This is a genomic window from Streptosporangiales bacterium, from assembly GCA_009379825.1.
Lineage (GTDB): Bacteria > Actinomycetota > Actinomycetes > Streptosporangiales > WHST01 > WHST01.
Genome location: WHTA01000043.1, coordinates 22,395 through 47,422 on the forward strand (window position 1 = coordinate 22,395; position 25,028 = coordinate 47,422).

At 71.2% G+C, this 25,028-nt stretch carries 28 protein-coding genes and 1 pseudogene; 16 read left to right on the plus strand and 13 right to left on the minus strand.

Features of this window, described 5'->3' with window-relative positions:
* Window positions 1-6: 6 nt before the first annotated feature.
* Together GEV07_19330 and GEV07_19335 are read right to left on the minus strand one after the other, a co-directional pair.
* Window positions 7-1,149 (minus strand): hypothetical protein, encoded by a 1,143-nt coding sequence (locus tag GEV07_19330; GenBank protein MQA04776.1) that lies wholly within the window; start codon window positions 1,147-1,149, stop codon window positions 7-9.
* Complete coding sequence (locus tag GEV07_19335) at window positions 1,146-1,688, minus strand: SigE family RNA polymerase sigma factor (GenBank protein MQA04777.1); 543 nt, start codon at window positions 1,686-1,688, stop codon at window positions 1,146-1,148. Before GEV07_19335 ends, GEV07_19330 begins: the two co-directional genes overlap by 4 nt.
* A gap of 200 nt (window positions 1,689-1,888) precedes the next feature.
* Here GEV07_19335 and GEV07_19340 point away from each other — a divergent pair, with 200 nt between their 5' ends.
* The 8 genes from GEV07_19340 to GEV07_19375 all read left to right on the plus strand — a co-directional run bounded on the left by GEV07_19340 (window position 1,889) and on the right by GEV07_19375 (window position 7,964).
* On the plus strand, window positions 1,889-2,239 hold the full coding sequence (locus tag GEV07_19340) for an HIT domain-containing protein (protein MQA04778.1): 351 nt from the start codon (window positions 1,889-1,891) through the stop codon (window positions 2,237-2,239).
* Between the two features lie 149 nt (window positions 2,240-2,388).
* Window positions 2,389-3,426, plus strand: a complete 1,038-nt coding sequence (locus GEV07_19345) for an AAA family ATPase (protein ID MQA04779.1) — start codon at window positions 2,389-2,391, stop codon at window positions 3,424-3,426.
* A gap of 36 nt (window positions 3,427-3,462) precedes the next feature.
* Window positions 3,463-3,915: an rRNA maturation RNase YbeY gene (ybeY, locus tag GEV07_19350; GenBank protein MQA04780.1), complete on the plus strand. Its 453-nt coding sequence runs from the start codon at window positions 3,463-3,465 to the stop codon at window positions 3,913-3,915.
* 78 nt (window positions 3,916-3,993) lie between these two features.
* Window positions 3,994-5,355 carry a DUF21 domain-containing protein gene (locus GEV07_19355; protein MQA04781.1) on the plus strand — a complete coding sequence of 454 codons (1,362 nt, stop codon included), beginning with the start codon at window positions 3,994-3,996 and terminating at the stop codon, window positions 5,353-5,355.
* A 24-nt stretch (window positions 5,356-5,379) separates the two neighbouring features.
* Window positions 5,380-5,685: a cytidine deaminase gene (locus tag GEV07_19360; protein MQA04782.1), complete on the plus strand. Its 306-nt coding sequence runs from the start codon at window positions 5,380-5,382 to the stop codon at window positions 5,683-5,685.
* A complete protein-coding gene (locus GEV07_19365; protein MQA04783.1) occupies window positions 5,682-6,617 on the plus strand; it encodes a GTPase Era in 936 nt (311 codons plus the stop codon). Before GEV07_19360 ends, GEV07_19365 begins: the two co-directional genes overlap by 4 nt.
* Window positions 6,583-7,470, plus strand: a complete 888-nt coding sequence (locus GEV07_19370; GenBank protein ID MQA04784.1) for a CPBP family intramembrane metalloprotease — start codon at window positions 6,583-6,585, stop codon at window positions 7,468-7,470. Before GEV07_19365 ends, GEV07_19370 begins: the two co-directional genes overlap by 35 nt.
* 14 nt (window positions 7,471-7,484) lie before the next feature.
* Window positions 7,485-7,964, plus strand: a complete 480-nt coding sequence (locus GEV07_19375) for a DUF664 domain-containing protein (protein ID MQA04785.1) — start codon at window positions 7,485-7,487, stop codon at window positions 7,962-7,964.
* A gap of 4 nt (window positions 7,965-7,968) precedes the next feature.
* On the opposite strand, the gene GEV07_19380 is transcribed toward GEV07_19375, so the two are convergent.
* A complete protein-coding gene (locus tag GEV07_19380; GenBank protein MQA04786.1) occupies window positions 7,969-8,508 on the minus strand; it encodes a MarR family transcriptional regulator in 540 nt (179 codons plus the stop codon).
* An 86-nt stretch (window positions 8,509-8,594) separates the two neighbouring features.
* Between GEV07_19380 and GEV07_19385 the strand changes: the two genes are divergently transcribed.
* Window positions 8,595-9,320: an SDR family oxidoreductase gene (locus tag GEV07_19385; protein MQA04787.1), complete on the plus strand. Its 726-nt coding sequence runs from the start codon at window positions 8,595-8,597 to the stop codon at window positions 9,318-9,320.
* On the opposite strand, the gene GEV07_19390 is transcribed toward GEV07_19385, so the two are convergent.
* From GEV07_19390 to GEV07_19400, 3 genes are read right to left on the minus strand one after another with little or no spacing between them, the layout of a single operon-like run.
* Window positions 9,317-9,772: an SRPBCC family protein gene (locus GEV07_19390; protein MQA04788.1), complete on the minus strand. Its 456-nt coding sequence runs from the start codon at window positions 9,770-9,772 to the stop codon at window positions 9,317-9,319. The genes GEV07_19385 and GEV07_19390 overlap by 4 nt on opposite strands.
* A gap of 3 nt (window positions 9,773-9,775) precedes the next feature.
* The gene (locus tag GEV07_19395; protein ID MQA04789.1) at window positions 9,776-10,030 is read right to left on the minus strand and encodes a hypothetical protein; all 255 of its coding nucleotides are present in this window, start codon (window positions 10,028-10,030) and stop codon (window positions 9,776-9,778) included.
* Complete coding sequence (locus tag GEV07_19400) at window positions 10,027-11,043, minus strand: peptidase M4 family protein (protein ID MQA04790.1); 1,017 nt, start codon at window positions 11,041-11,043, stop codon at window positions 10,027-10,029. Before GEV07_19400 ends, GEV07_19395 begins: the two co-directional genes overlap by 4 nt.
* Window positions 11,044-11,336: 293 nt before the next feature.
* On the opposite strand from GEV07_19400, the gene leuA reads away from it, so the two are divergent.
* Window positions 11,337-13,022, plus strand: a complete 1,686-nt coding sequence (gene leuA / locus GEV07_19405) for a 2-isopropylmalate synthase (GenBank protein ID MQA04791.1) — start codon at window positions 11,337-11,339, stop codon at window positions 13,020-13,022.
* Window positions 13,023-13,072: 50 nt separating this feature from the next.
* Here leuA and GEV07_19410 read toward each other — a convergent pair whose 3' ends face one another.
* The 5 genes from GEV07_19410 to GEV07_19430 form a co-directional block, all read right to left on the minus strand.
* The gene (locus GEV07_19410) at window positions 13,073-14,398 is read right to left on the minus strand and encodes an MFS transporter (GenBank protein MQA04792.1); all 1,326 of its coding nucleotides are present in this window, start codon (window positions 14,396-14,398) and stop codon (window positions 13,073-13,075) included.
* Between the two features lie 16 nt (window positions 14,399-14,414).
* Window positions 14,415-14,837, minus strand: coding sequence for a zinc-binding dehydrogenase (locus GEV07_19415; protein ID MQA04793.1), 423 nt, complete (start codon window positions 14,835-14,837; stop codon window positions 14,415-14,417).
* 134 nt (window positions 14,838-14,971) lie between these two features.
* Window positions 14,972-15,406 (minus strand): alcohol dehydrogenase catalytic domain-containing protein, encoded by a 435-nt coding sequence (locus tag GEV07_19420; protein ID MQA04794.1) that lies wholly within the window; start codon window positions 15,404-15,406, stop codon window positions 14,972-14,974.
* Window positions 15,403-16,302 (minus strand): aldolase, encoded by a 900-nt coding sequence (locus GEV07_19425; protein MQA04795.1) that lies wholly within the window; start codon window positions 16,300-16,302, stop codon window positions 15,403-15,405. Before GEV07_19425 ends, GEV07_19420 begins: the two co-directional genes overlap by 4 nt.
* Before the next feature lie 23 nt (window positions 16,303-16,325).
* Entirely contained in the window at window positions 16,326-17,246 is a 921-nt protein-coding gene (locus tag GEV07_19430) for a ribokinase (protein MQA04796.1), read from the minus strand.
* Between the two features lie 171 nt (window positions 17,247-17,417).
* On the opposite strand from GEV07_19430, the gene GEV07_19435 reads away from it, so the two are divergent.
* From GEV07_19435 to GEV07_19445, 3 genes are all read left to right on the plus strand, one after another.
* A complete protein-coding gene (locus tag GEV07_19435; GenBank protein ID MQA04797.1) occupies window positions 17,418-18,203 on the plus strand; it encodes a DeoR family transcriptional regulator in 786 nt (261 codons plus the stop codon).
* 45 nt (window positions 18,204-18,248) lie between these two features.
* On the plus strand, window positions 18,249-18,980 hold the full coding sequence (recO, locus tag GEV07_19440; protein ID MQA04798.1) for a DNA repair protein RecO: 732 nt from the start codon (window positions 18,249-18,251) through the stop codon (window positions 18,978-18,980).
* Between the two features lie 121 nt (window positions 18,981-19,101).
* On the plus strand, window positions 19,102-19,905 hold the full coding sequence (locus GEV07_19445; protein MQA04799.1) for an isoprenyl transferase: 804 nt from the start codon (window positions 19,102-19,104) through the stop codon (window positions 19,903-19,905).
* Here GEV07_19445 and GEV07_19450 read toward each other — a convergent pair.
* Both GEV07_19450 and GEV07_19455 read right to left on the minus strand, forming a co-directional pair.
* Complete coding sequence (locus GEV07_19450; protein MQA04800.1) at window positions 19,902-21,368, minus strand: hypothetical protein; 1,467 nt, start codon at window positions 21,366-21,368, stop codon at window positions 19,902-19,904. The genes GEV07_19445 and GEV07_19450 overlap by 4 nt on opposite strands.
* Before the next feature lie 15 nt (window positions 21,369-21,383).
* Window positions 21,384-21,707, minus strand: a pseudogene (locus tag GEV07_19455) (hypothetical protein).
* A gap of 234 nt (window positions 21,708-21,941) precedes the next feature.
* Here GEV07_19455 and GEV07_19460 point away from each other — a divergent pair.
* From GEV07_19460 to dusB, 3 genes are all read left to right on the plus strand, one after another.
* A complete protein-coding gene (locus tag GEV07_19460) occupies window positions 21,942-22,259 on the plus strand; it encodes an antibiotic biosynthesis monooxygenase (protein ID MQA04801.1) in 318 nt (105 codons plus the stop codon).
* Between the two features lie 67 nt (window positions 22,260-22,326).
* On the plus strand, window positions 22,327-23,706 hold the full coding sequence (locus GEV07_19465) for a glycine--tRNA ligase (GenBank protein MQA04802.1): 1,380 nt from the start codon (window positions 22,327-22,329) through the stop codon (window positions 23,704-23,706).
* Window positions 23,707-23,716: 10 nt separating this feature from the next.
* Window positions 23,717-24,868 (plus strand): tRNA dihydrouridine synthase DusB, encoded by a 1,152-nt coding sequence (gene dusB / locus GEV07_19470; protein MQA04803.1) that lies wholly within the window; start codon window positions 23,717-23,719, stop codon window positions 24,866-24,868.
* Window positions 24,869-25,028: the final 160 nt, after the last annotated feature.

Here is a 25,028-nt window from a genome sequence, read left to right on the forward strand (position 1 = left end):
CGGCGGCTACTCGGAGACGGTGAAGGTGACCGTCTGGACGTGCTGCCTGGTGCCGTCCGACTGTTCGTACGTGGTGAGCTGGTACGTGCCGGGGTCGAGCTGCACGCGGTGGCTCCAGCTGGTGAACGCGGTGGTGCCGGTGCCGACCGACCCGCTGTTCACGACCTGCCCGTTGCGGGAGATCTCCCAGTTGGCCTGGCTGTCGTCGTACGCGCCGTGGCCCTTGATGGTCACCGGCGACAGGTTGGTCGTGCCCTCGCTCGGCGCGTTGACGGTGTTGAACGGCTGGGTGAGCGCCGGGTCGCCGCGCTGCATGCCGGCCGAGTTGACGGACAGCTTGCCCCAGAACGTGGAGATCTGGGTGCCGCCGACGTAGATCTGCACCGTCGTCGCCGTCGGCGTCGCGCCGAGGGCGGTGTAGACCACCTGCTTCAGCGCGGCCCGCGCCGCCTCCGCGGACGAGTCGTTGCCCGCCGTTCCCGCCGCGCTGGACAGCATCACCTTGACGGTGCTGCCGACGAGGTCGGCGTCCTCCAGCTGGGTGCCTGCCGGCCAGACGCCGGCGCCGGAGCGCTCCAGTCCCGAGCCGGCGTCGTAGATGGCCTGCAACGCGCCTTCTGCCCGCTCCTCCTGCCGGTTCTGCTTCGAGCCCTTGACGGTGACCTGCTGGCTCGACTGGCTCAGCTGGTACCCGCTGCTGCCCTTGACGATGTTGTAGACGGGCACAGTCACCGTCTCCGGCGGACGCTGCGTCTTCGTCTGCGTCGGTGTCGTGGACGTGTCGGAGTGCGTGGGCTCCTCGTCGGTCGTCTTCGACGACGACGGGCTGGTCTTGGTCGGGGTCGACGTGACCGCCGGGCTGCTCGACTTGTCGCCGCCGATACCGAACGGTGCCTGCCCCGCTGAGACCTGGCCGACGCCGACCGCGGCGGTCAGACCGATGGCGATGACGCCGACCGAGGACACCGCGGCGAACGCCGGTTTGGCCAGCCACTGGGTGCGGAACCGGTACCACAGCGACGCGGTCTGCTTCGCCGCGATGTGTTTCCTGATGTTGGTGAGCCCGTCGCCGCGCGGCGTGACGTCGTCGGCGGAGGCGGCCATTGCGGCGCGCAGACGCTCCTCGAGCGGATCGCGTTCGTCGCTCATGCCTGCCCACCTCCCCGCTCCACCCGGGACTGCACCGTCTCGTCGTCCAACAGCTCACGCATGGCGGCCATCGCCCTGGCCGCGTGGCTCTTCACCGAGCCGCGGCTGATCCCCATCGCCTCGGCGATCTGCGCCTCGGACAGGTCGCTGTAGTAGCGCAGGATCAGCGTCTCGCGCTGCCGTACGGGCAGCCGGTCGAGCGCGGCGAGCACGGTGTCGCGCTCGAGGGAGCCGATCGCGCCGTACTCCGCGCTCGGCGCGTCCGGCCCGGGGTTCGGCGCGTACTTGATCTCCACCTTGCGGCGGCGTAGTGCCGACCGTGCCTTGTTGACCACGGCTTGGCGCAGGTAAGGCAGTGCTCGCTCCTGGTCGCGCAGGCGTCGCCACGCACCGTGCATGGCGACGAAAGCGTCCTGCACGATGTCTTCGGCCGTCTCCAGGTCACGAACGAGTAACACGGCGAGTCTCACCAGGGACCGGTAATGAGCGCCGTACAACTCGGTGACGGCCTCATCGGCTTCCCACTGCGACTCGACCACGAGCTCCCGTTCCGCTCCGAGCGGTACCGTGGCGATGGTCACGAACGTGCGACGCCCCGATGCCGCTGCTGGTTTACCGTGACCGTCGACTACCTTGCCATCCCGACGGGTACTGCCTACCGCGGGGCGGTGGCCCGGTCGCCGGTGAGGCTACCGTGACCGGGGCGGTGAGGTGAACGTCATCGACGGTGAGGGGTGGACTGGCTGTGGCCGACTGTCTGTTCTGCAAGATCGTGACCGGTGAGGTGCCCGCGACGGTGGTCAAGGAGACCGATCGCGTGCTGGCGTTCCGCGACATCAACCCGCAGGCGCCGACGCACGTGTTGACCATCCCGCGCGACCATCACCAGGACCTGGCGGCGCTGACGCGCGCAGACCCGGACCTGCTCGCCGAGGTGATGGAGGTCGCCGTCGGGGTGGCGGAGAGCGAGGGCATCGTGGACCCCGGGTACCGGGTGGTCTTCAACACCGGCGCGGGCGCGGGGCAGACGGTGTTCCACGTACACGCGCACCTGCTCGGCGGGCGCGGGCTCGGCTGGCCGCCGGGCTGACGGCGGCGTCGGCAGGCGCGGTTGGCACGGCCGTAGGGCCCGCCGGAAAGTGAGTCGGTCACCCGACGACAAAGGCACTACCATGGAACTATCACGTTGCCACCCGCATCGAGGCGGGCGCAGAGAGAGGCGGGCCCCAGAAACCGCGCATGACGAATACCCAAAGCGAACGGACGCAGACGAAGATCGTCGTTCCCGGTGACCACAACATGGTCGCCCTGCTCGGCTCGCGCGACGAGCTGCTTCGGGTGGTCGAGCGCGCGTTCGAGTCCGACATCCACGTCCGTGGCAACGAGATCACGGTGACCGGGCCGGAAGAGGAGAACTCGCAGGTCGTCGCGTTGTTCGACGAGCTGCTCACCCTCCTGGCACGGGGCACCTCACTGACCCCAGACGCGATCGAACGGAGCGTGGCTATGCTGCGCAGCGCCGAGCCGGAACGGCCGGCGGACGTCCTCACCGTCGACATCCTGTCCAGCCGAGGCAGGCGGATCCGGCCGCGGTCGGTCAACCAGAAGCGCTACGCCGAGGCGATCGACGACCACACGGTGGTCTTCGGCATCGGCCCGGCGGGCACCGGGAAGACCTACCTGGCCATGGCCAAGGCTGTCCAGGCGTTGCAGGCGAAGGAAGTCAACAGGTTGATCTTGACCCGCCCGGCCGTCGAGGCCGGGGAGCGGCTCGGCTTCCTGCCGGGCACGCTGTACGAGAAGATCGACCCGTACCTGCGGCCGCTCTACGATGCGCTGCACGACATGATGGAGCCGGAGTCGATCCCGCGGCTGATGGCCGCTGGCACCATCGAGGTGGCGCCGCTGGCATACATGCGGGGGCGCACGCTCAACGACTCGTTCATCATCCTGGACGAGGCCCAGAACACCTCGCCGGAGCAGATGAAGATGTTCCTCACCCGGCTCGGCTTCGGGTCGAAGATCGTCGTGACCGGCGACATCACGCAGATCGACCTGCCTACCGGGCAGCGCAGTGGACTGAAGGTGGTCAGGGACATCCTCGACGACGTGGACGACGTCCACTTCACCGAGCTCACCAGCCACGACGTGGTACGTCACCAGCTGGTGAGCCGCATCGTGGACGCGTACGAGCGGTACGACAACGGTGCCGGTGCCGACGCCATGCCGTTCGCCGAGCGGACCGCGGCCCGTGCGGGGCGCAGACGTGACAGCTGAGCCTCCGGATAACCGGCGAAGGCGAGGGGTGAGCCGGTGAGCGTCGAGATCGCCAACGAGTCCGGCCACGAGGCCGACGAGCAGGGGCTCGCCGAGCTGAGCCGGCACGTTCTCGACGAGCTGCGGATCAACCCGCTCGCCGACCTGTCCGTGCTGCTGGTCGACGTGGCCACCATGGCGCGGCTGCACGTCCAGTGGATGGACGAAGAGGGCCCGACCGACGTGCTCAGCTTCCCGATGGACGAGCTGCGGCCGGGCCGCGACGGCGCGGTGTCCGCCCCCGGCCTGCTCGGCGACGTCGTGCTGTGCCCCGAGGTGGCGGCCAAGCAGGCCGCGGAAGCCGGTCACGCCACGGCGGACGAGCTGTACCTGCTGTGCACGCACGGCATCCTGCACCTCCTCGGGTACGACCACGCGGAGCCCGCCGACGAGAAGGAGATGTTCGGGTTGCAGCACAAGTTGCTGGCGAGCTGGCAGGCAGCGCGATGAGCGACCCTCCGGAACGACCCGGGACGCCTGGACGCGGCCGCCGTAGAGCGGCGGAGAGCCGGGGGAGGCGTTGCGCGGATGAGTGAGGGAGCGGCCTGGTTGCTCGTGCTCGCGGCCTGCCTGGTCGTGGTCGCCGGTGTGTTGGCGGCGTCGGAGACCGCGCTGTCGCGGGTTTCCCGGGTCGACGTGGAGGAGGGTGTGCGGTCGCGGCGCAAGGGCGCCGCGCGGCTGCGGCAGATCGTCCGCGAGCCGGCGCGCTACCTGAACCTGGGCCTGCTGTTGCGGAAGGCGTGCGAGGTGACGGCGGCGGTGCTCGTCGCCGTGGCCCTGTTGACCACGTTCGACCGCACCGGGCTCGCGGTGGTCGTCGCGGCGGCGTGCATGCTCGTCGTCTCGTACATCGGGGTCGGGGTGGCGCCGCGCACGCTCGGCCGCCAGCACGCGCCGGCCGTCGCCCGCGCGGTCGCGCCGACGATGTTCTGGCTGGGCCGGCTGCTCGGGCCGCTGGCGCGCCTGCTCATCCTGATCGGCAACGCGCTGACGCCGGGCAAGGGCTTCAGGCACGGGCCGTTCGCGTCCGAGGCCGAGCTGCGCGACCTGGTCGACCTGGCCGAGGAGAACCGGCTGATCGAGGACGGCGAGCGGCAGATGATCCACTCCGTCTTCGACCTCGGCGACACCCTCGTACGTGAGGTGATGGTGCCACGTACGGAGGTGGTGCTGATCGAGCGGCACAAGACGCTGCGGCAGGCGATGTCGCTGGCGCTGCGCAGCGGCTTCTCCCGGATCCCCGTGGTCGGCGAGAACGAGGACGACATCGTCGGCGTGGCGTACCTGAAGGACATCGTGCGCCGGGTGCACGACGTGCCAGGCGCCGAGACCGAGCGGGTCGACCAGGTGATGCGCGAGCCGTACTTCGTGCCGGACAGCAAGCCCGCCGACGACCTGCTCCGCGAGCTGCAGGCGACACGCGTGCACCTCGCCGTGGTGGTGGACGAGTACGGCGGCACCGCCGGCCTGGTGACGATCGAGGACCTGATCGAGGAGATCGTCGGCGAGATCACCGACGAGTACGACGTCGAGCTGCCGCCGGTGGAGTGGCTGGACGGCGACCGGCTGCGGGTGACGGCGCGGCTGCCGGTGGAGGACCTCGCCGAAGAGCTCGGCGTCGAGCTCGGGGACGAGAGCGTGAGCACCGTCGGCGGGCTGCTGGCCCAGGCACTCGGCCGGGTGCCGATCCCCGGCGCGTCCGCCCGGCTGGCGGGGATGCGGCTGACGGCGGAGGGCGCCGTCGGCCGGCGCAACCGGATCGGTAGCGTGCTCGTGGAACGACTGGCGGCTACTCAGCAGCAGACCCGTGCCGGGTACGGTGACACCACCGACACCGAAGACGCTGCGAAGGACCACGCCGATGGCGCCAGTCACCTCAATGTCCGCTAGCGCAGTCACCGCCGGGGGAGAGTCATGACTGAGCAGCTCGCCGACCCGGAGGACGCCAAGCTGGCCACGTTGGCGCGGGCCGCGCTTGGGCGCGCCTCGGCAGCCGAGGGCGCGGCCGTGCGGGACGACATCGGCCGCACGTACGTCGGCACCGCGGTGCAGCTGCCGACGCTGCAGCTGACCGCCCTGCAGGTCGCCGTCGTGCAGGCGGTGTCGAGCGGCGCGCAGGCGCTGGAGGCTGCCGTCGTCGTGACCGACGCACCGAACGTCGACGACCGGGTCGTACGCGACCTCTCCGCCGACGCGCCGGTGCACGTCGTACGGCCATGAGCGAGCGCGGTGCGGCGACCGCGGACCCGGCAGGTACGCAACGACCGTTCGTCGCCGGCTTCGCATGTCTGGTCGGACGGCCGAACGTCGGCAAGTCGACGTTGACCAACGCGCTCGTCGGGCAGAAGGTCGCCATCACGAGCAACCGGCCGCAGACGACCAGGCACACGGTGCGCGGCATCGTGCACCGCGACGACGGCCAGCTGGTGCTGGTCGACACCCCCGGGCTGCACCGCCCACGCACGCTGCTGGGCGAGCGGCTGAACGACGTCGTGCTCGGCACGCTCAGCGAGGTGGACGTGATCGGGCTCTGCCTGCCCGCGGACGAGCGTTCCGGGCCGGGCGACCGCTACCTCGTCGAGCAGCTGCGCGCGGTGCCGGACACGCCGGTCGTCGCCGTCGTCACGAAGACCGACCTGGTCGACCACCACAAGGAGCTGCCGCGCCGGCTGGTGGAGGCCAGCCAGCTGCTTGACTTCGCCGAGGTGGTGCCGGTGTCGGCGACCGAGGGCGTGCGGACCGACGTGCTCGCGGACGTGCTCGTCGGGCTGCTGCCCGAGGGCCGCCCGCTGTACCCGGACGGCGAGCTCACCAACGAGCCCGAGCAGGTGCTCGTGGCCGAGCTGATCCGCGAGGCCGTGCTCGAGGACGTGCGCGACGAGCTGCCGCACTCCATCGCGGTGTCGGTCGAGGAGATGCAGCCGCGAACCAACAAGGAGCTCGTGGACATCTACGCCACTGTCTACGTCGAGCGGCCGAGCCAGAAGGGGATCGTCATCGGGCGACAGGGCGTGCGGCTGCGGGAGGTAGGCGCTCGCGCAAGACAACGGATCGAGGCGATGCTGGGTACCTCGGTGTACCTGGATCTCCACGTCAAAGTACTCAAGGACTGGCAACGTGACCCACGACAGCTCCACCGACTCGGCTTCTGACGCCGGCGCCCCCACCGCGTCGGTGCCGCCGAACCGCGGCCCGGCCCAGCCGCCGGGGATGCCGCCGCAGCACGGCGAGTACCCGACGCCGTACGGCGCGGCGTGGACCGGCATGCCGGCCGGTGGTCCGCCGCAGCCGCCGGCGGTTCCGGCGCCGCGGCGGCACTGGGGGATGCCGAGCGCGCTCATCGGCCTCGTCCTCTTCATCGGGATGCAGCTGGTGGTGGGCGTCTCGTTCGCGCTCGCCTGGGTCCTCACCGGCAACGAGAGCGACCCGCCGGCGCTGGCGATGGGCCTGGCGACGCTGCTGCCGGCGTACCTCGCGCTGCTGCTCTGGCAGTTCTTCGTGGCCAGGCGGCGCGGCGACGGCATGCGGGCCGACTACGCGTTGCGCTTCCGCTGGTACGACATCTTCACCGGGATCCTCGGCGGCTTCGTCGCGATGGGGGTGGTGCTCGGCGGCACGCTCGGGATGTCCGAGCTCACCGGCGTCGAGCCGTCCAGCAGTGTCGGCACGACCGTGCTGGAGAGCACGGAGACCGGGCCGGTGCTCTACGTCTTCCTCGTGGTGATCGCGCTCGTCGGGCCGCTGGTGGAGGAGCTGCACTTCCGCGGCATGTGGTGGCGGGCGCTGCGCAGCCGGATGGGCCCGGTGCTCACCCTGGTGCTGACCAGCCTGCTCTTCGGCGTGATCCACCTGGAGCCGGTGCGCATGGTGGGCCTGCTGCTCGGTGGCCTGGTGCTCGGCCTGCTCCGGTTGCTGTTCGACCGGTTGGCGCCGTCGCTGATCGCACACATCCTGATCAACTCCGTGTCGGCCGGCTCGCTGTTCTACGAGCTGGTGCTGAAGTAGCGTGCGTGCCCGTCATGACAACGGATGAGGAGATCGGGTTCCCGCAGGGGAACGCCGACGAACGAGAGCTGTTGCTCGGCTGGCTCGGCTACCTGCGCGGTGCGATCGTGCGCAAGCTCGACGGGCTCACCGACGAGCAGGCGCGGTGGACGCCGCGCGACGCGTTGATCCCGCTGCTCGGCGTCGTCAACCACCTGACGCACGTGGAGTGGCGGTGGATCGACGGCGGCATGTACGGCGAGCCGTACAGCAGGAGCGAGGAGGAGTTCCGTCCAGGCAGCGAGCTCACGGTGGCGGCCGCGCTCGAGGCGTACCGACGCCGCGCCGAGGCGACCGACGCCGCCGTCCGGTCGCTGCCGCTGACCCAGCCGTGCCTACGCGGCGCGGGGCGCGACCTGCGCTGGGTACTGCTGCACCTGGTCAACGAGACCGCAAGGCACGCGGGCCACGCGGACGCCACCCGCGAGCTGCTCGACGGTGCCACCGGCGAGTAGCCCGCTAGGTACCGACCTGCGTGTGGCTGGGGCGGCCGAGCTCCGCCTCCAGGGCGTCGAGGAACACCTTCAGCAGCCGGGTCAGCTCGGCCTGCTGGTCCGGGTCCAGGCAGGAGACCAGGTCCGCCTCGCGGCCGAGTACCTGGTCGACGAGGGTGTCGACGAGGTCGTGTCCGGCCGCCGTCAGCGTCACGGTCACCGCGCGGGAGCCCGCGACCGACCGGCGGGTCACCAGGCCGCTGCGTTCCGCGCGCGATATGCGCTGCGAGATCGCGCCTGCGGTCACCCGCGAGCGCGCGGTGAGCTCGCGGGTGGTCAGCTCGTACGGTGGCCCGGCGCGGCGCAGCACACTCAGCAGGTCGAGCGTCGCCGGGTCGGCGCCGGCCGCGGCGAGCACGGCCCGCCGGTCCTCGCCCAGCATCTTCGCCAGCCGCCAGATCCGCGTCACGATGCCGATGCCCTCGACGGGGGTGCCGGGCCGCTCGCGCAGCCAGCCGAGGGCGGTGGCGTCGACGGGGTCGTTCTCGTCCAGGTCCTCGGTCATCAGCCGCCATCGTTTAGCGCTAAACTCAACTACGTATAGACCTAAACCTAACCCGGCGCCACCGGCGTCGGCGAAAGGAGTGCCCGATGGGGCGGAACGTGATCGTGACCGGTGGCGGCACCGGCATCGGCCGGGCGGTGGCGGCCAGGTTCGCCGCGGACGGGGACGCCGTGCTCATCACCGGCCGGCGGGCCGGGCCGCTGCAGGCGACGGCGGAGGAGCTGGGCGCGGGCGTACGGTTCGCGGTGAGCGACGCGACCGACCCCGCGCAGGTCGAGCAGCTGCGCGGGGAGCTGCCCGCGACCGTGGACGTGCTGGTCAACAACGCCGGCGGGAACACCGACTTCGACCAACCCGCGGTGACCGACCTGAAGTCGCTGGCGGCGAACTGGCACACCAACCTGGCGGCGAACCTGGTGTCTGCGGTGCTGCTGACCGCCGCCGTACGCGACCGGCTGGCCGCCGGTGGCGCGGTGGTCAACATCGGCTCGATCGCCGCGGACAAGGGCGCGGGCGCGTACGGTGCCGCGAAGGCGGGGCTGGCGTCGTGGAACGTCACACTCGCCGCCGAGCTCGGCCCTTCCGGCATCACCGCGAACGTGGTGTCGCCCGGCTACATCGCCGACACCGAGTTCTTCCGCGACCAGCTGACCGACGAGCGGCGTGCCTCGCTGGTCGCGGCGACGCATACCGGCCGCGCCGGAGCCCCCGCGGACATCGCCGACGCCGTGCACTTCCTTGCGTCCGCGGCGGCCCGGCAGATCACCGGCCAGGTGCTCAACGTCAACGGCGGCGAGCGCACAACCCGCTAGGCCGCTTCCGCGGCCGTCTTCAGGTTCGCCAGCGTCTCCACGATGCCCGCTCGGTTCAGCTCGCGCCTCGTACCGAACGCCCGGCCGAGCGCCGCGCGGACACCGGGCGGGCGCAGGTCGGTCCACTCCTCGGTCACCGTGCACGCGCCGGCGTCTGTGGGTGCGATCCGGTACGCCCACCGCGCCGCCGGCATCGGGCCGAGCCGGATCGCGAAGACGAACGCGCTGCCCGGGTCCGCCCGTACGACCGTGCCGGTGGTGCGCCAGCGTTTCCAGCCGCTGCGGTTGTACCCGGTGAACCCGGCGCCGGCCGCCGGGCCGGTGGCGTCGCCGCGCCAGCGGACGAGGGTGCACTCCGGGCTCCACTCGCCCATCCGCGGCAGGTCGCTGACGAGTGCGTAGACGACCGCCGCCGGCGCTTCGACGTGGACCGTCTCGCTGAGGTCGGGCATCGGTCAGGTGAGGGTTCTGTCCAGGCGGCTCTTGGCGTCGGCCGGCAGCGCGCCTTCGGGGACGGTGAGCTCAGGCCCGTCGTCCAGCGAGACGTGGTAGACGAAGGTGTCCCTCGCCTGGCCGGGTCCGCGGGTCGCCGCCGTACGCAGCGTATCCACGAACGCGCGCAGCTCCGGCTGCGACGCGTCACCGAGGTCGGCCTCGCCTGACCTGCTGAGGCCGGCGAACCCGCCGCTGCGCCGTACCCGCATCCTCACGACAGCACCTTGACGTCCGTCCATGCCTTCTTGACCGCGTCCTGCACCTCTTTGTCGAGGCTACCCGCCTGGTCGACGGTCAACTCCGCGAACGTGGCGAAGTCGGCGTCGGTGGCGAGGTCGCCGGAGGTGAGCACCTGGTACCAGACCAGCCCGGCGCGCTCCCACGCGTTGCCGCCGAGCGCGGTCGCGGCGAGGTAGAAGGCGTGGTTCGGGATGCCCGAGTTGATGTGCACGCCGCCGTTGTCGTCGGTCGTGTCCACGTAGTCGTCCATGGTCGCCGGCTGCGGGTCCTTGCCCAGCTGTGGGTCGTCGTACGCGGTGCCGGGCTCGGCCATCGACCGCAGCGCCTTGCCATTGATGTCCGGGCCGAGCAGCCCCTTGCCGATCAGCCAGTCCGCCTGGTCGGCCGTCTGCTCGAGCTTGTGCTGCTTGGTCAGTACACCGAACACGTCGGACATCGACTCGTTCAACGCGCCGGCCTGGTTCTCGTACGCGAGGTTGGCCGTGTACTGCGTGACGCCGTGGGTGAGCTCGTGCGCGGTGATGTCGAGCGGGCCGGTGAACGCGAGGAACACGGTGCCGTCACCGTCCCCGAACACCATCTGGTCGCCGTTCCAGAAGGCGTTCTGGTACTCCTCGCCGTAGTGCACGGTGGCCAGCAGCGGCAGCCCGCGCCCGTTGATCGAGTTGCGGTCGTACGCCTCGGAGAAGAACCGCCAGGTCGCACCGAGGTGTGCGTACGAGTCGTCCACGGCGTCGTCGCCTGTCGGTTCCTCGTTCTCCTCGCGGACCACGTCGCCCGGCAGCGTCTCCGCGTTGTTGGCGTCGTAGATGGTGCGGTTGGGCTCGTTCTCCTCCGTCACCTTTGCTGCCCGGGCACGTGCGGTGCGCACCGCTTGGTCGGTCTGCAGCGTGTGTAGTGCCCGGCTCGACATGGCGGTGTCGTCGGCTCGGCCGAGCGCGTCGAGGAGGAACGGCGGGACGATCGAGCAGCAGATGGGAGCAGTCATGCGCACACGATGACACGGTGTGGCGAGCCGGCGGCAGGCAGTTGCGGGAACTTTCACGCAGCGCGCCACGCAAAGGCGGACGTCTCGGGTGTCGGACGCCCGGGGTACACACGCTGCGTGACGGAAGGTACAGTGGCTGACGTCATGCGGTATGCGTTCCTCCTGCTTCGCTGCCGCGGCGGGGCTTAGCCAGGCCGGTCCACCCGCCGCGGGGCGTTGTTGCGTCCGGCCGAGCCGAACGCCCTTTCCGTGGAGGAAGACCGATGACCCGCATCGAGCAGCAACCCAGCGGTATGCCCATCCATCGCTACCGCCCGTTCCCGACCGTCGACCTGCCGGACCGGCAGTGGCCGACGAGGACCATCACCACCGCCCCGCGCTGGCTCTCCACCGACCTGCGCGACGGCAACCAGGCGCTGATCGACCCGATGACCCCGGCGCGCAAGCGCACCATGTTCGACCTGCTCGTCCGCCTGGGCTACAAGGAGATCGAGGTCGGGTTCCCGTCCGCCAGCCAGACCGACTTCGACTTCGTCCGGGAGCTGATCGAGCAGGACAAGATCCCCGACGACGTACAGATCTCCGTGCTCACCCAGTCCAGGGACGAGCTGATCGAGCGCACCCTGCAGAGCCTCGCCGGCGCGCGCCGCGCGACCGTGCACCTCTACAACGCGTGTGCGCCGGTGTTCCGCAAGACCGTCTTCGGCTTCGCCGGTGACGGCAGGGACGACTGCAAGCAGGTCGCCGTCGAGGGCACCGAGCTGGTGATGAAGTACGCCGAGCAGTACCTGCCCGGCTGCGACTTCGGCTACGAGTACAGCCCGGAGATCTTCATGGACACCGAGCTGGACTTCAGCCTCGAGGTGTGCGAGGCGGTGATGGACGTCTGGGAGCCGGGCACCGACCGCGAGATCGTGCTGAACCTGCCGTGCACGGTGGAGCGTTCCACGCCGAACGTGTACGCCGACCAGATCGAGTGGATGAGCCGGTCGCTGACCCGCAGGGAGCACGTGTGCCTCTCGGTGCACACGCACAACGACCGCGGCACGGCAGTCGCGGACGCCGAGCTGGCCGTGATGGGCGGCGCGCAGCGCGTCGAGGGCTGCCTGTTCGGCAACGGCGAGCGCACCGGCAACGTCGACCTGGTAACGCTCGGCATGAACCTGTTCAGCCAGGGCGTGGACCCGCAGATCGACTTCTCCGACATCGACGAGATCCGCCGGGTCGTCGAGTACGTGAACCAGCTGCCGGTGCACCCGCGGCACCCGTACGCAGGTGACCTGGTCTACACGGCGTTCTCCGGTTCGCACCAGGACGCCATCAACAAGGGTTTCGCCGCGCTGGACCAGGTGGCGGAGGAGACCGGCATGCCGGTGAGGGACTGCCACTGGGAGGTGCCGTACCTGCCGGTCGACCCGAAGGACGTCGGTCGTACGTACGAGGCCGTGATCCGGGTGAACAGCCAGTCCGGCAAGGGCGGCATCGCGTACATCATGAAGGCCGAGCACCAGCTCGACCTGCCGCGCCGGCTGCAGATCGAGTTCAGCCACCTCGTCCAGGCGGAGACGGACAACGAGGGCGGCGAGATCGAGCCGGGCCCGATGTGGGACATCTTCCACCGCGAGTACCTCGCCGTGACCGGCCCGCTCGAGATCCACGGGCACCGGATCTCGTCCGCGGACGGCGGTCACGACGCGCTCACCGTGGACGCCACCGTACGCGGCGAGCGCACCACGCTCGAGGGGCGCGGCAACGGCCCGGTCGCAGCGTTCGTGGACGCGATCGGCAAGGCCGGGTTCGACCTGCGGTTCCTCGACTACAGCGAGCACGCCATGTCCGCCGGCGACGACGCGAGCGCGGCGGCGTACGTCGAGTGCGAGATCGGTGGCCGCACCTTCTGGGGCGTCGGCGTCGACGAGAACATCGTCACCGCGTCGCTGAAGGCCGTGGTCTCCGCGATCAACCGCGCGGCGGCGTAGAGCACGTACGACGAGGGCCGGGCGATCGCCCGGCCCTCGGTGTGTGTCGGTCAGCTGGCCACCGGCTCGGCCGGCTGCGCGTGCCGCGCGGCGCCTGGCCGGTGCGTCTCCTTCGTGACGAGCAGGCAGCCGGTGGTGATGAGCGCGGTGAGCACGAGCATGCCGGCGACCAGCCACGGCGCACCGCCCCCGGCCTTCAGCAGCCAGGCCGCGGTGAACGGCATCAGGCCACCGATGAGCGCCGAGCCCTGGAACGCCAGCGACAGCCCGGTGTAGCGGACGTTGGTGCCGTACAGCTCGGTGAAGTACGTCGCCTGGGCCGCGAACATCAACGTGTTGCCGAACACGTACATGCCGATGAGCGCGACGCAGATGAGCGCGGTCGACTTGGTGTTCAGCAGCATGAAGAACGGGAACCCGGCGACGACCACGAACAGGGCACCGGCCAGGTACACGGGTTTGCGGCCGACCCGGTCCGAGATGGCGCCGAAGATCGGCGTCACCACGATGCCGATCGCGGCGGCCACCAGCATCGCGTTGAGTGGCACGGTGTCGCCGAGCAGCAGGGTGCCTGAGATGTACGAGATGGCGAACGCGTTGCCGAGGTTCGACGTGACGGTCTCCGCCAACCGCGCGCCGAGCGTCACCAGCACCGTGCGGGCGCTGCCGCCGCGGAACACCTGCACCAGCGGCACGCGCGCGACCTGGCCCTCGTGCTTCACCTGCTCGAAGTCGGGCGTCTCGGAGATCTTCGAGCGGATGAACAGGCCGATGCCGAGCAGCGCCACGCTGATCAGGAACGGTATCCGCCAGCCCCAGCTGTACAGCTGGTCGTCGGGGAGCAGGCTCACCAACGCGAACGCTCCTGTGGACAGCAGGATCGCCGTGGACGCGGAGGCCTGCGGGATGGAGCCCCAGAAGCCGCGCTTCTCCGCGGGCGCGTGCTCGACCACCATCAGCGCGGCGCCGCCGTACTCACCGCCGAGCCCGAAGCCCTGGCCGAGCCGGAGGATCACCAGCAGGATCGGTGCCCACACGCCCGCAGCGGCGTGCGAGGGGAGCAGCCCGATCAGGAACGTACAGCTGCCGACGATGGCGAGCGTGGCGATCAGCGTCTTCTTCCTGCCGACTCGGTCACCGAGGTGACCGAAGAAGATCCCGCCGAGCGGCCGCGCGACGAAGCCGACGCCGAAGGTGGCGAACGCCTGGATGGTGCTGAACGCCGGGTCGCTGCCGGGGAAGAAGACCTTGCCGAACACCAGCGCCGCGGCGGTGCCGAACAGGAAGAAGTCGTACCACTCCATCAGCGCGCCGGCGAAGCTGTCGAGAGCCACCTTGCGCATCGACGGCGGTGGGGATGTGGAAACGTTCGACATCGAACCTCCTTGGGGCTTACGAGGGCCAGGTGACGGTGACCTTCACCTGGTCCGGGTCTGCGGTGGCGGCGAACGCCGCGGCCGCCTCGGTCACCGGGTACTCGGCGGTGACGAGGGCGGCGATGCCGGAGTCCGTGGTCGCGAGCAGCTGCAGCACGGCGTCGATGTCGGCGCCGACGTAGAGCCCGGTGCCGCGCACGTCGATCTCCCAGCGCTGCAGCCGGGCGAGCGGCAGCGCGGTGTCGCCGCTCGGCACCCCGACGACCACGACCGTGCCGCCTGGGACGGTGGCCGCGCCGGCCGCGCCGAGCGTGCTCGCCGCGGCCACGCAGTCGAACGTGGTGTCGACGGTGAGCTCAGGCAGGTGCTCGGGCGCGAACGCCGCCGTCGCGCCGAACTTCGTCGCGAGTGCGCGTTTCGACGCGGTCGGCTCGACCACCGTGACCTCGCCCGCGCCGCGTCAGCGCAGCGACTGCAGCACCGCGAGGCCGACCGGCCCGGCGCCGATCACCAGCACCCGGTCGAGGTTGGGCGCGCGCCCGCTGGCGTGCCAGCCGACGGCGAGCGGCTCGGTCAGCACGGCCGTAGCGTGTCGATGCCGGTGGGCACCCGGTGGCAGTAGGCGGCGTCGACGACGACCTCGCCCCTGGCCAGGCCGGGCACCCTGAAGCCGCGTACGGCGGCGTTCGCGCACTGGTTGACGACCCCCGCGCGGCAGCGCTCGCACTCGCCGCACCACACCAGCGGGTTGACCACCGCGAGGTCGCCCGGCGCGACCGCGGTCACCTGCGTACCGACCGCGAGCACCCGCGCGACCACCTCGTGGCCGGTCACCACCGGCGGTTTGGCGAACGGGTGCCGGCCGTGCAGCACGTGGACGTCGCTGCCGCAGATACCCATGTGCACCGGCGCGCCGAGCACGTCGGTGTCGCGCTCGAGCGCTGCCGGCGGCGTCGGCTCCACCAGCACCTGCCCACCGGTGCCGAGGACGATCTGCGGCCCGGTCAACGGTTCGTCACGACCTGGTCGACGATGTCGCCGAGCTCCCGCAGCCTGGGTACGGCGTAGGTCTCTAGCGCCGCGGCCTGGTCGTCGGCGCCGATGACCTGGCGCCACACCGCGCGGCCGGCGAGGAACCCGGAGGCGCCCTCGCCGCAGGCGAGCTCGACGGCGCGCGGGAACTGCTCGTGCGGGACGCCGGTGGACAGCACCACCCACGGGCCGTCGATACTGCGGGTCAGCTCGGCGCAGCCGCGGCGCACGGCGGCCTCGTCGCCCCCGCCGTGCAGCGGCACCTCGGCCTTGTAGAGGTCCTGGCCGCGGTTGCCGAGCTCGCGGGCGGCCGCGAAGACGCCCTCGTTCCAGTCCTCTGGCGTCCACGTCGAGCCGTCGCGCGGGCCGCGCGACACCGGCTCGACGATGCTCAGCAGGCCGGCCTCCTTGCACCGGCGGACGAACTCCTCGGTCATGGCGATCCGGCCGTCAGGCGCCTCGTCCGGGCGCCAGAGCACCAACAGCTTCAGCGCCACCGCACCGGCGGCCTTCACCTCGCCGGGCACGACGGCCTCGTCGATCTGCACGGTGGCGACGAACTCCCGGTCGTCGCCGGCGAACTCGTCGGCGGCGGCGATCAGGCCGCAACCGGGTGCGACGGCGTCCGCCTCGAGTACGGCGTCCAGGCAGAACTGCCGGTCGAGCAGCACCCCGGAGGCGTACGGCGACAGCTGCCGCACGGTCTCGACCTTGAACGCGGTGAGCTCGGCGTCGGCGACCGGGCGGCCGTAGCGTTCGGCGAACATGGCACGCAGTGCCTCCCGCTGGTCGACCGCGAGCATCGCGAAGCCGCCCGAGGGGCGGGTGAGCGTGTCGAGGTCGGTGGCGGCGGACCCGGTCGGGCTGGGCATGTGTCTCCTCTGGTGTGACGTGGTCATGACTGTGCTGAACCGATGGCTTCGGTCGGCCGGCGGGCGGCCAGTTCGAGCGTCCGGTCGTGGTCGGGGATCGCGGAGCGACCATCCAGGCCGCGGCACGACAGCGCGGCCGCGGCGTTCGCGTACGCGAGTGCGGTGGGCAGGTCCATGCCGCGGCTGAACGCCGCGACGAGCGCGCCGTGGAAGACGTCACCGGCGCCGAGCGTGCTGCGCACCTCGATGTCCTCGTGTGCCGGCACCCGGTAGTGCCCGCCGGCGTCGGCGGCGTACGCGCCGCGCGGCCCGTCGGTGGCCACCACCCAGGTTGCGCCGTCGGCGAGCGCGGCGTCGAGCAGGTCGTCGGTGTCCGCGCCGCCGTAGAGCTCGCGCAGCGCCTCGACGGTCGGGGCGTAGAGGTCGACGACGGGTGGGCACGGCCGCGGGTCCAGGTTGCCGGCGTCGTACGAGACGAGCGGGCGGGTGGGCAGGCCGGCCAGGGCAGCCTCGACCACCGGCAGTCCCTGGTGGTCGACGTGGATCCACCCTGGCGTGCCGATCTCGTCCGCGGACAGCAGGGGCGCGGCGCCCGGGCGGGCGCAGATCGACCGCGAGTCGGTGGCGGAGTCGACGAGCACGACGCAGCTGGTCGAGCCGGCGTCCTCGCGGGTGCGTACGAGTGTGGTGTCGACGCCCTCGGCCTCGAGCCCGGCGCGGATGGCGACACCCGCGTCGTCGTTGCCCACGGCCGCGGCCAGCCTGGCCGGCCGCCCCAGCCGCTGGTACGCCACGGCCGCGGTGGCCGCGGGGCCGCCGCCGGCGACCACCAGGTCGTCGACGAGCACCCGGCCGTCGAACGCCGGCGGGCGTGGCAGGGCAGTGACCACGTCCCAGGCGGCGACGCCGACGAACAGCGCCGGCTCAGGGTACTGCTCGGTCATCGGTGACCTCACAAGGTGCGAACAGATGGTGGAATATTAACAATCTCGAGCCTTCTGTCAATGGCCCGATCGTGCTGCACTTGCTAAAGTCTGTTCAGACAAGGGCGTCTGTGCTTCGAGAGGGAGTACGAGATTTGGTGCACTTCTCACATCTTCGTCGCTGGCGGCGTCGTGCCTAGCCCCTCACTGCGGTACGCGGGGGCGCCGGCGCGCCGCGACGCCGTCCTGGCCAGGCTCCACGAGCGCGGCTTCTGCACCGTGGCCGAGCTCGCCGCACACCTCGAGGTCTCCGAGATGACCGTACGCCGCGACGTGCGGCAGCTTGCGGCGGTCGGCGAGCTGCGGATCGTGCACGGCGGGGTGAGCCTGCCGGAGCACACCGTCGCCGCGGCGGGGTTCGACACCAGGCTGCAGGTCAATGTGGCCGCGAAGCGGCGGCTGGCCGCGACCGCGGTGCAGCTGATCGAACCGGCCGACGCGATCGCCGTCGACACGGGCACCACTGCGCACGCGCTGGTGAACGCCCTGCCGGACGCGTACGACGGGACGGTGGTCACGCACTCGATCCCGGTGATGCAGACGCTGCTGGCACGGCCGGACGCGAGGTGCGTGGGGCTCGGCGGCGACCTGTATGCGCCCAACCGGGCGTTCATCGGGCCGGCCACCGTGGAGGCGGCGGCACGGGTGCGGGTGCGGTGGTGCTTCCTCGGCACGTCGGCCGTGGACGAACGCGGCTGCTACGGGGTCGCCGACCTGGAGCGTGCCACGAAGAAGGCGCTGATGGACATCGCCGACCACGTGGTGCTGCTCGCCGACGGGGAGAAGTTCCAGCGCTCCGCCCCCGTCCTCCTCGCCGCTCTCGGCCGGTTGCACGCGGTGGTCACCGACGTCGAGCCGCCGGCCGCGTTCCGCGCCGCCGTGGCCGAGGCGGGCGTGCAGCTCCTCGTCGCCGGCTGACCGCGCTTCCTGCGATCGCCGGCCGCGGCATGGGACGATGAGGGCGTGAGTCTCTACCGTGACGAGGCAGTCGTGCTCCGTACCCAGAAGCTCGGCGAGGCCGACCGCATCGTCACCTTGCTCACCAGGCGCAACGGCCGGGTGCGGGCGGTGGCCAAGGGGGTGCGCCGCACCACGTCGAGGTTCGGCTCGCGGCTGGAGCCGTTCACCCACGTCGACCTGCAGCTGTACGAGGGCCGCTCGCTGGACATCGTCACCCAGGCCGAGGCGCTGCGCCCGTACGGCCAGCACATCGCCACCGACTACGTCAGGTACACCTCGGGCACCGCGATGCTGGAGACCGCAGAACGGCTGACGCCTGAGGAGCGCGAGCCTTCCGTCCAGCTGTTCCTGCTCCTCGTCGGCGGTCTGCGCACGCTCGCCGACGGCTCGCACGCCGCCGTGCTCGTCCTCGACTCGTTCCTGCTCCGCGCGCTGGCGGTCGCCGGTTGGTCGCCGTCGCTCGGCGACTGCGCCAGGTGCGGTACCGGCGGCCCGCACCGCTGGTTCTCGGTGGCGTCAGGCGGCACGGTGTGCGGCGACTGCCGGCCGGCGGGGTCCGTGACCGTCGCCGCGGAGACCGCGAGGCTGCTCGGCGCGCTGCTCGCCGGCGAGTGGGCGATCGCCGACGGTAGCGAGCAACGGCACCGGAGGGAGGCGACCGGGTTGGTCGCGGCGTACCTGCAGTGGCACCTGGAGAACGGCCTGCGGTCGTTGCGGATGGTGGACCGCACGTGAGCCGCGAAGGAGCTGAGGAGCTGGCCGTAGGTAGGGGCCGCGGATGTCAGCCGTACGCTCGTCGCGACATTGCCGCGGCACCTGCCGGAGGCCAGCGCTCGAAGCGGTCGCGGAGGCGCAGATGAGCCCCCGCAACACCCGCGACGTACGTACGCCGAGCCCGCACCCGTCAGGTGCCCGGCCGCCGGCCATTCCCGCAGACCTGGTGCCGAAGCACGTCGCGATCGTGATGGACGGCAACGGGCGGTGGGCGAAGGCGCGCGGCCTGCCCAGGGTCGAGGGCCACAAGCGCGGCGAGGCGGCCCTGCTCGACGTCGTCGAGGGGGCGATCGAGCTCGGCGTGCGCTGGATCTCCGCGTACGCGTTCTCCACGGAGAACTGGAAGCGGCCGCCGGACGAGGTGCGGTTCCTGATGGGGTTCAACCGCGACGTCATCAGGCGCCGCCGCGACTACATGCACGAGCTCGGGGTGCGGGTGCGCTGGGCGGGCCGGCCGCGCCGGCTGTGGCGCAGCGTCATAAAGGAGCTCACCACCGCCGAGGAGATGACCCACGACAACCGGGTGCTCACCCTGACCATGTGCGTCAACTACGGCGGCAGGTGCGAGATCGCCGACGCCGCCCAGGCCCTCGCCCGCGACGTGGCCGCCGGCCGGGTGAACCCGGAACGCGTCGACGAGCGGCTGTTCGCGAAGTACCTCGACGAGCCGGACATGCCCGACGTCGACCTGTTCCTTCGTTCCTCCGGCGAGCAGCGCACGTCGAACTTCCTGCCGTGGCAGTCCGCGTACGCCGAGCTGGTCTTCCTCGACACGCTCTGGCCGGACTTCGACCGGCGTGACCTGTGGCGCGCGTGCGAGATCTACGCCAGCCGCGACCGCAGGTACGGCGGCGCTGTGCCCAACTTCGCCCCGACGGACACCTAGCCCTCCTTGCCCTGGCCGGGCGGGAAGTACGCGTAGACCGGTTCGCCGCTCTCCTGGCCCAGGTAGATGTGCCGCCAGCCGTTGACCAGCTTCGGCTCGCCGAAGCCGCTCTTGATGTAGACGAAGGTGGCGCCGCTGCGCTGCGCCTTCGGCCACTCCCGCTGCAGCTCGTTCCGCCACAGCGTCAGGTTCGGCAGCGACACCAGGTTGTCGCCGGTGTGGCAGCGCAGCGTGTACGCGAACGCCGGAGCCTGGTGTCCCGCCACCCGGCACGGCGGCTGGACGCCTTCGCGCGCGATGACCTCCGCCCACCGGGCGCGCTCCAGCCGGCTCTCGTGGATCGCGCCTCCCATCCGCGTGGCCTCCTGCCACTGCGCGCCCGCGTACTGCAGGACGGCCAGCACACAGACGCCGATCACCGCGGTGCGGGTGTTGCCCTCCCACCTGGTGGCCAGCTTGTGTAGCGCCGCCGCGGCGACGACGGTGAGCAGCCCGGCCATCGGCAGGTGGTAGCGGGCCGAGGCGTAGGCCAGCAGCACGTAGTAGGGGAGGATGATCAAGAACGCGGCCGCGAAGGTGAGCAGCCACTTCGGCTCCGGCCAGCCGTTGCACACTCCCCGGACGACGAGCACGACCACGACCGCGGCCGCCAGGTAGGCGAGACCGGTGGCGACGGTGCCGACCGGGGCCTTCGTCAGCTGCGTCCACACCGCTTCGAACGCCTGCACGGCGAGCGGGTCGTGGCCGACGTCGGCGGTGTCGCTTGTGGCCGTCAGCCGACGGATGGGGCCGCCGAACTGGATCACCGAGGCGATGGTCCACGCGATGCCGCCGATGGCCAGGCCGGCCACCATCGTGCCGATCGTGCTCAGCGCGCGCGGCCGCCACCGCCGCGCCAGGAGCACGCCGACGCCGAGCACGCCGGCGAGGAAAACCGCGTCCGTCGGACGCATCAGCGACATGAAACCCAGCGCGGCGATCAGGCCGCTGCGCGAGCGCCAGCCGTCCTGCTCGACGGTGCGGACGAAGTACGCCATCGCCGCGACCGTCCCCAGCCCGGTCAGCAGGTTCGGCATGAGCATGTGCCCGTTGGTCAGCGCCAGGGCGCTCGTCGCGAACAGCACCGCGGCGATCTGCGCGACCTTCGCGTTCACCGGCACCCAGGCGCGGAACGCGAGGAAGACGCCGAGCGAGGTGAGTACGGCGACGTAGCCGCGCAGCACCGGCAGCTCAGCCGTGAAGCTCGTGACCGGGCCGAGGATCAGCGGCATGCCGATCGCCCGATGCGGCGACGGCGCGATGTGCGGCACGACGCCGGCGAACTGGCTGGAGTAGATCGACTCGTCCCAGCTGATGAAGTAGTTCAGCGGGAGCAGCACCAGCTGCCCGAACGCGAACCAGCAGGCGATCACCGCGAGCCAGAACGCAGGTGGGCGCTGTCGTATGACCGTCACCAGACGCATGACGACCTGCACGGGCTAGCCCTGGATCACGCTGTACGCCGCGAACGCGAGCACGACGGCGATCGACACCACGCGGAACCCTCGGTGACCGGCGCTGAGGTTCGGCCAGGACAGGAACGCCAGCCAGCTCAGCAGCAGCGCGAGGATGCCGAGGAACACCGCGCCGAGCACGCCCTGCAACAACAGGGCCGCGGCGAGCAGGCCGAGCATGAGCACGAACGGCACCCAGCGGGGCAGTCGGTGCAGGAACATCAGCACCACCGCGCTACCGCGTTCGAGGGAGCGGCGCAGCGGCGACGCGTCCGGGGTGGCGAACGTGTCGCCCGCGGGTAGTGGGCGCTCCCTGGCGGGCGTACGGTTCGGCGTGGCCGGTGGCCGGTGGCCGGCAGCTGACCGCCGCCGGTTCGGGTGGCCGGACTTCTTCGCCATGACTCCTCGTTGCTCCGGGTTCTCTCGCCCACACTCATCCTCGCGTACGACCGTCGGCCGTACGCCGGTGGGTGCCCGCCCGGCCGGCGGACGCGTACTCCACCATGGAGGCGGCGAGCAGCCGGTCGAGGAAGGGCGTGGGACATGCTGGCGGTGACCAAGCACACGGTGTCGGCAGCCGACGAGGCGGGCTTCCTCGAGCGCGCCGGCGAGCTGGTCGACGCGCTGCGCCCGTGCCACGGGCACGTCGCGACGAAGATCGCCAGGGCGGCCGACGAGCCGAGCCAGTGGCTGATCGTCAGCGAGTGGGAGAACGTCGGGTCGTACCGGCGGGCGCTGTCGGCGTACGACGTGCGGGTGCGCGCCGTACCCCTGCTCGCCACCGCGCACGACGAGCCCAGCGCGTACGAGGTGCTACTCGACACGGAAACCGGTTCGAGGTCCAGCGACCGCGCACAGTAGCCTCGTAGCAGACCTCCTGGAAACAACCGCCGCCGCCGACCGCCAGCCGGATGGAGAGATAGGACTCGTGGCAGCCGACCGTACCGAGAAGATCGTCAACCTCAGCAAGCGCCGTGGCTTCGTCTTCCCCTGCGGGGAGATCTACGGCGGTACGAGGGCGGCGTGGGACTACGGTCCGCTCGGCGTGGAGTTGAAGGAGAACATCCGCCGCCAGTGGTGGCGGTCGATGGTGCAGCTGCGCGGCGACGTCGTAGGCCTCGACTCGTCGGTGATCTTGCCGACGAAGGTCTGGGAGGCGTCCGGCCACCTGGACGAGTTCGTCGACCCGCTCACCGAGTGCCAGTCGTGCCACCGGCGGTTCCGGCCGGACCACCTTGAGGAGGCGTACGAGGCGAAGCACGGCCGGGCGCCGGAGAACGGCCTCGACGACGTGCCGTGCCCCAACTGCGGCGTGCGCGGCGCGTTCACCGAGCCGCGGATGTTCCACGCGATGCTCAAGACCTACCTCGGCCCGGTCGAGAGCGAGGAGGGCCTGCACTACCTCAGGCCGGAGACCGCGCAGGGCATCTTCATCAACTTCCTCGCCGTGATGCAGTCCTCCCGGTTGAAGCCGCCGTTCGGCATCGCCCAGGTCGGCAAGTCGTTCCGCAACGAGGTGACCCCTGGCAACTTCATCTTCCGCACCAGGGAGCTGGAGCAGATGGAGATGGAGTTCTTCGTCGAGCCTGGCACCGACGAGGAGTGGCACGAGACCTGGCTGCAGATCCGCACCGACTGGTACACCGACCTGGGCGTCAGGCGGGAGAACCTGCGGCACTACGAGCACCCGCAGGAGAAGCTCTCGCACTACTCCAAGCGCACGGTCGACATCGAGTACCGGTTCGCGTTCGGTGGCAAGGAGTTCGAGGAGCTCGAGGGCATCGCGAACCGCACCGACTTCGACCTCGGCACGCACGCGAAGCACTCCGGGCAGGACCTGTCGTACTACGACCAGCAGAAGGGCGACCGCTGGACGCCGTACGTCATCGAGCCGGCGGCCGGCCTCGGCCGTGCGATGTTCGCGTTCCTGCTCGACGCATACATAGAGGACGAGGCGCCGAACGCGAAGAGCGGCGTGGACAAGCGCACCGTGCTGCGACTCGACCCGCGGCTCGCGCCGGTGAAGGCGGCCGTGCTGCCGCTGTCGCGCAACGAGCGGCTCTCCCCGGCGGCCCGTGACCTCGCGGCGACGCTGCGCCAGCGCTGGAACGTCGACTTCGACGACGCCAGCTCGATCGGCCGCCGCTACCGTCGGCAGGAGGAGATCGGCACACCGTACTGCGTGACCGTCGACTTCGACACCCTGGACGACCAGGCGGTGACCGTACGCGAGCGCGACTCGATGGCGCAGGAGCGGGTGGCGATCTCCCAGGTCGAGTCGTACCTGGCGGAGCGGTTGCCGGGCTGACGCCGTACCGATGAGCACGTCTACACAGCTCCTCGACGCATCCGAGTTCACCCCGCTGCAGGTGGGGCCTTACCCGGTGTGGCCACCCGTCGAGCTCGCGCCGATGGCCGGGGTGACCAACGCGCCGTACCGCACGCTGTGCCGGGAGTACGGCGCCGGCCTGTACGTGAGCGAGATGATCACCGCGCGGGCGCTCGTGGAGCGGCACCCGGAGACGCTGCGCATGGTGGCGTTCGAGCCGGGCGCGGCGCCGCGGAGCGTGCAGCTGTATGGCGTCGACCCGGCGACCGTGGCACGTGCCGTCGGCGTGCTCGTCGACGACGACCTGGCCGACCACGTGGACCTGAACTTCGGCTGCCCGGTGCCGAAGGTGACCAGGCGCGGCGGCGGGTCCGCGCTGCCGTACAAACGGCAGCTGCTGCGCAACATCGTGCGTGCGGCGGTGCGAGTGGCGGGCCCGGTGCCGTTGACGGTGAAGATGCGCAAGGGCATCGACGACGACCACCTGACCTTCGTCGAAGCGGGCCGGATCGTCGAAGACGAGGGCGCTGCCGCAGTCGCGCTGCACGCGCGGACGGCCGCGCAGCACTACTCCGGCACGGCGGACTGGCCGGCGATCGCCGAGCTGAAGCAGGCGGTGTCCATCCCCGTGCTAGGCAACGGCGACATCTGGGCGGCCCATGACGCCGTCGCCATGATGCGGCAGACCGGCTGCGACGGCGTCGTCGTCGGCCGCGGCTGCCTCGGCCGGCCGTGGCTGTTCCGCGACCTGGCGGACGCCTTCGCCGGCCGGCCCGCCACGGTGCGGCCAACCCTCGGCGAGGTCACGGACGTGATGCGCAGGCACGCCGCACTGCTCGCCGCGTACGTGGGCGAGGACAAGGGCCTACGCGAGTTCCGCAAGCACGTCGCCTGGTACCTCAAGGGCTTCCCCGTCGGCCCCGACCTGCGGCGCGTGCTCGGCATGGTGAGCACCCTCGCCGACCTGGACCGGCTGCTCGGCCGCCTGGACCGCACGATCCCCTGGCCGGTAGACCACGAGGCCGTACCCCGCGGCCGCCAAGGCAGCCCCCGCCGCGTAAACCTCCCCGACGGCTGGCTAGACGACCCGGACGACCCGACCCCACCCCCAGGCGCCGAAACCGCCATAAGCGGCGGCTAACCCACGACCGTCGGCCAAACCCTCCCGGGCACGCCCCGCACCGGCGTGACTGCCCGCCCCGATGCCAGCATCCCCACCCCGCGCGGCCGGCGCCTGCCCGGCCCGCACTTGCCCGGCTGCGCCCGCCCGCCTGGCCGGCCACACTTGCCCGGCTGCGCCC

Bases quoted from the DNA above. Each gene is read 5' to 3' on its own strand.
- GEV07_19450 (MQA04800.1), bottom strand. From the start codon at position 21,368: ATGCGTCTGGTGACGGTCATACGACAGCGCCCACCTGCGTTCTGGCTC.
- GEV07_19365 (MQA04783.1), top strand. From the start codon at position 5,682: ATGAGCGAGCGCGGTGCGGCGACCGCGGACCCGGCAGGTACGCAACGA.
- GEV07_19380 (MQA04786.1), bottom strand. From the start codon at position 8,508: ATGACCGAGGACCTGGACGAGAACGACCCCGTCGACGCCACCGCCCTC.
- GEV07_19345 (MQA04779.1), top strand. From the start codon at position 2,389: ATGACGAATACCCAAAGCGAACGGACGCAGACGAAGATCGTCGTTCCC.
- GEV07_19330 (MQA04776.1), bottom strand. From the start codon at position 1,149: ATGAGCGACGAACGCGATCCGCTCGAGGAGCGTCTGCGCGCCGCAATG.
- leuA (MQA04791.1), top strand. From the start codon at position 11,337: ATGCCCATCCATCGCTACCGCCCGTTCCCGACCGTCGACCTGCCGGAC.
- GEV07_19445 (MQA04799.1), top strand. From the start codon at position 19,102: ATGAGCCCCCGCAACACCCGCGACGTACGTACGCCGAGCCCGCACCCG.
- GEV07_19460 (MQA04801.1), top strand. From the start codon at position 21,942: ATGCTGGCGGTGACCAAGCACACGGTGTCGGCAGCCGACGAGGCGGGC.
- GEV07_19410 (MQA04792.1), bottom strand. From the start codon at position 14,398: ATGTCGAACGTTTCCACATCCCCACCGCCGTCGATGCGCAAGGTGGCT.
- GEV07_19375 (MQA04785.1), top strand. From the start codon at position 7,485: ATGACAACGGATGAGGAGATCGGGTTCCCGCAGGGGAACGCCGACGAA.
- GEV07_19430 (MQA04796.1), bottom strand. From the start codon at position 17,246: ATGACCGAGCAGTACCCTGAGCCGGCGCTGTTCGTCGGCGTCGCCGCC.
- GEV07_19360 (MQA04782.1), top strand. From the start codon at position 5,380: ATGACTGAGCAGCTCGCCGACCCGGAGGACGCCAAGCTGGCCACGTTG.
- GEV07_19390 (MQA04788.1), bottom strand. From the start codon at position 9,772: ATGCCCGACCTCAGCGAGACGGTCCACGTCGAAGCGCCGGCGGCGGTC.
- GEV07_19355 (MQA04781.1), top strand. From the start codon at position 3,994: ATGAGTGAGGGAGCGGCCTGGTTGCTCGTGCTCGCGGCCTGCCTGGTC.
- dusB (MQA04803.1), top strand. From the start codon at position 23,717: ATGAGCACGTCTACACAGCTCCTCGACGCATCCGAGTTCACCCCGCTG.
- GEV07_19425 (MQA04795.1), bottom strand. From the start codon at position 16,302: ATGCCCAGCCCGACCGGGTCCGCCGCCACCGACCTCGACACGCTCACC.
- GEV07_19385 (MQA04787.1), top strand. From the start codon at position 8,595: ATGGGGCGGAACGTGATCGTGACCGGTGGCGGCACCGGCATCGGCCGG.
- GEV07_19400 (MQA04790.1), bottom strand. From the start codon at position 11,043: ATGACTGCTCCCATCTGCTGCTCGATCGTCCCGCCGTTCCTCCTCGAC.